This window comes from Saccharopolyspora sp. NPDC045941 (assembly GCF_056431445.1).
Window position 1 is genome coordinate 1 of the sequence record NZ_JBWKKU010000150.1, and the last position, 3041, is coordinate 3041.

Consider the following 3041-nt stretch of genomic DNA (forward strand, 5'->3'; position numbering starts at 1 on the left):
ACGCCCTCGACCGCGTCCGCTGCTGCCCACACCGCGTCGGCACCCTCGCCCGAGCCATCCTCACCCTCGAACACGAAGGATGAAAAAGGCTCAATCGAAATTGCGGCGTCGCGGGCACTTCAGCGGCGGATGAACAGCAGCAGGACGCCCGCGAGGATCGCCGCGATTCCCGCCGCCAGCCAGGCTCCCGCCAGGCCCGCCTGCTCCGCCAGGACGCCGAAGAGCAGCGGCCCGAGGCTGCCGCCGAGGTAGATGCCGGTCTGGGTGAACGAGGTGGCGCTGGCGACCCGGTTCGGGGCGATCTTGGCGACCGCGAAGTTCAGCAGCCCGGGCCAGGCCCAGCCCGCGCCGAAGCCGATGGACACGCCGATCAGGAACGCCACCGGCGAGTTCACCGCCATCAGCCCGAAGCCGATCGAACCGATCAGCAGCATCGCGGTGATCATCCGCACCAGGTTCGGGTTCTTGCGGTCCGCGACGACGCCCGCGCACAACCGGATCGTCAGCCCGGTCGCCGATCCCAGCGACAGCACCAATCCCGCCGCGGACGGGCTGAACCCGACCTCGACGGCGGTGGTGGTGACGAACGCGCCGAGCGCGTTGGCCGCCGCCGAACCGAGGCCGCCGGAGATCGCCAGCAACAGCAGCGCGCCGCGGCCCGCGTCGCGCCCGCCGGAATCGGCACTGCGCGCGACGGACCGCTCGGCGTCCGGCAGCCGCGGCACCGCGACGGCGGCGACCAGGCCGACCACGCCGGCGATCACGAACACCCACCGCCAGCCGACGGTCAGCGCAACGGCGGGCACCGCCACCCCGGCCAGCAGCGTCGCGGCCGGGATGGAGGACTGCTTGACGCCGAAGCCCATGCCCCGGCGGTTGGCCGGGATGCCTTGCGCGATGAGCAGGTTGGAGGCCGGTTGGGCCAGCGAGTTCGGCAGTCCGGCCACCCACAGCAGGCCCAGCAGCCAGGGCACGCCGGGCGCCAGGGCCAGCCCGAACAGGCAGACCGAGCTGCCGAGCGCTCCCAACCGCATGCCCTTTCGGGCACCGATCCGCTCGACGACCCACCCCATCGTCCGGGACGACAGCGACGCGACGCCGAAGAAGCCGGCCGCGCCCACGCCCAGCAGCGCCGCGCCGAATCCGAAGTCCTGCTGGAGCTGCACGCCCATGCCGCCGACGAGGAACACCGGGAACACCCCGACCGTCACGACCGCAGCCACGGATGACAGCACCCGCGGGATCCCGATGGTCCGCGGAACCTGCTCGGCGACGGCCACTGCGGGCATGCGTCCTCCTCGCGGCACATTGCGGTGCGGTGGTCTTACCAGCGTGCGAAGCGGTTGGATTTTTAGCAACGCTAACGTGACGCACGCCTCCCTGACCGTCTGGTTGACGCGCCCCCGCCGAGGCGCAAAGGTCGACAGGGTGGGTCGACAACAGGAAGACAGCGTGGTCGTGGCGCCCGGTTCCCGGCTACCCGCGCCGGAGGTCCCCGACCTGGTGCTGCTGGATGCGGTGGAGCTGTCCTGGCTGATCCGCCGCCGGGAGATCACCTGCGTCGAGGTGATGGAGACCTACCTCCGGCACATCGACCGGCTCAACCCGGCGGTGAACGCGATCGTGTCCCGCGCCGACGAGGCCGAGCTCGTCGAGCAGGCGCGGCAGCGCGACCAGAAACTCGACCGCGGCGACCCCACCGGCTGGATGCACGGCTTCCCGATCGCGGTGAAGGACCTCTCCCACGCGAACGGGTTCCCCACCACGATGGGCTCGCCGATCTTCGCCGACCAGGTCGCGACGACCGACGACCTGCACGTGCGGCGGATGCGGGAGGCCGGCGCGATCGTCGTCGGCAAGACCAACGTCCCCGAGTTCGGCCTGGGCTCGCACACCTTCAACCCAGTGTTCGACACGACGCTCAACGCCTACGACACCACGCGCAGCGCGGGCGGCAGCAGCGGCGGCGCCGGTGCCGCGCTGGCCCTGCGGATGCTGCCGGTCGCCGACGGCAGCGACTTCATGGGATCGCTGCGCAACCCCGCGGCGTGGGGGAACCTCGTGTCGCTGCGCCCCGGCTTCGGCCGCATCCCGAGCGAGGGGTTCCTGAGCGAGCCCGCGGTGGTCGGCCCCATGGGGCGCACGGTGCGGGACATCGCGATGCTGCTGTCCACAATGGCCGGTCCAGACGAGCGCGCGCCGCTGAGCATCGAGCAGGACCCGGAGCTGTTCACCGGGAACCTGGAACACGACTTCGGCGGTGCCCGGATCGGCTGGATCGGCGACTTCGACGGCTACCTGGCCACCGAGCCGGGCCTGCTCGACCTGTGCACGGCGTCCTTCGGCGCCTTCGCCGAGATCGGCTGCGAGGTGGAGCCGGTGTCGCGCCGGCTACCGGTCGAGCAGGCCTGGGAGACCTTCCTGCTGTGGCGGGCCTGGACGGTCGGGCGCAAGAACGCCGAACTGCACGCCGACCCGGCCACCCGGGAGCTGCTCAAGCCGGAGCTGGTCTTCGAGATCGAGGGCTATCGGCGGCTGACGGTCGACGACATCGCGCGCGCCCTGACCGGCCGCGACGAGTGGTACGCCGCGGTGGCCGGACTGTTCGAGGATTACGACTTCCTGCTCGCGCCGAGCGCGCAGGTGTTCCCGTTCGAGGCCGGGCAGCGCTGGCCGCAGCAGATCGGCGACCGCTCGATGGACACCTACCACCGCTGGATGGAGACGGTCGCGCCGTGGACGCTGTCCGGGCTGCCGATCGTCAACCTGCCGGTCGGCTTCAGCGAGTCCGGGCTGCCGATGGGAGTCCAGCTGATCGGCCGGAACCACGCGGAGTGGCCGCTCCTGCAACTGGCGCACGCCTACGAGCAGGCCACCGACTGGACCCACCGCGTCCTACCCCCCATGCTCCGCTGACCCCACGGCCCCGGTGGACCGCAATTTCAATGAGGTGATCTCAGTGGATTCGGCCGTGTTCGTGGTGGGTGAGGATGAGGGCGGCGTGGACGATGGCGTCGATTTTGCGTGGGCTGGCGGTGATG

General features: G+C 71.1%; 2 protein-coding genes. One reads left to right on the top strand and one right to left on the bottom strand.

Features of this window, described 5'->3' with window-relative positions; genetic code table 11:
* Positions 1–119 precede the first annotated feature (119 nt).
* On the bottom strand, positions 120–1289 hold the full coding sequence (locus AC07FN_RS45780; protein WP_478401362.1) for an MFS transporter: 1170 nt from the start codon (positions 1287–1289) through the stop codon (positions 120–122).
* Between the two features lie 139 nt (positions 1290–1428).
* Here AC07FN_RS45780 and AC07FN_RS45785 point away from each other — a divergent pair, with 139 nt between their 5' ends.
* Positions 1429–2916: an amidase gene (locus AC07FN_RS45785; RefSeq protein ID WP_478401363.1), complete on the top strand. Its 1488-nt coding sequence runs from the start codon at positions 1429–1431 to the stop codon at positions 2914–2916.
* Positions 2917–3041 lie beyond the last annotated feature (125 nt).

What these genes read in the sequence shown, in the direction of transcription:
- AC07FN_RS45780 (WP_478401362.1), bottom strand. Translation starts at nt 1,289, where the DNA reads ATGCCCGCAGTGGCCGTCGCCGAGCAGGTTCCGCGGACCATCGGGATC.